Below are 774 nucleotides of genomic sequence, written 5' to 3'. Positions count from 1 at the left end.
CGTCAGATACTTGATATCAATCCTGATATCGTTCACTTCACTGGACTACAACTATCAGGGTTTCATATGGCTGTAGCTTGCCACCTAGCGGGAGTGCATAAAACAGTAGTGACTATTCGAGGCTCTTCAACCGATGCGATTGAGTTTTCACCTATAAAACGTTTTATGCTTGCAAAGGTACTAGAGCCTTTCACTCTTGCATTATCAAAGAAAATTATTGGTGTGAGTGACTTTGTGACTACTTCGAAAGTCGCAAATGTGTTTTCTAAAAAGGTTTTTGGCACAATTTATAATTTTCCCCCACTGAAGAAAATTTCTAGTTCTAGCAAAGTTGTAACACGAGATGACTTAGGTTTTTCAGGCGAAGATATCATTGTTGTTACTGTGGGAAGAGTGAACCGGGAAAAAGGGTTGCATATTTTGGAGTCAGCAATTTTAAATATTGGTATCCGCAATAACATAAAATTTATAATAGTCGGAGAGGGGGACTATCTTTCCCAGATGAAGACTAATTTGTCTGAGCAAATTGCAGAAGGTCAGGTTAAATTTTTAGGACATCGTGATGATATTTTTGATATTAATAGGCTCTCAGATATTTTTGTGCTTCCTACTCTACATGAAACCCTGTCAAATGCACTATTAGAAGCTTCTTGTGCGCCCTTACCTTTGATAGCCTCCAATACTGGAGGAGTGCCGGAAATAGTTCAAACAGGGTTCAACGGAGTTTTGGTAGAGCCTGGCGACGCTGAGGGGTTGGCGAAGGCGATACTGTCT

General features: G+C 40.1%; 1 protein-coding gene. It reads left to right on the top strand.

The window, feature by feature from the left end:
- The coding region (locus A3756_RS16450; RefSeq protein ID WP_156490543.1) for a glycosyltransferase at nt 1-774 on the top strand (774 nt) is incomplete at both ends.

The organism is Oleiphilus sp. HI0086 (assembly GCF_001635225.1).
Note: the sequence above shows the minus strand (reverse complement) of the source record. Positions and strands in the feature narration are given on the sequence as shown.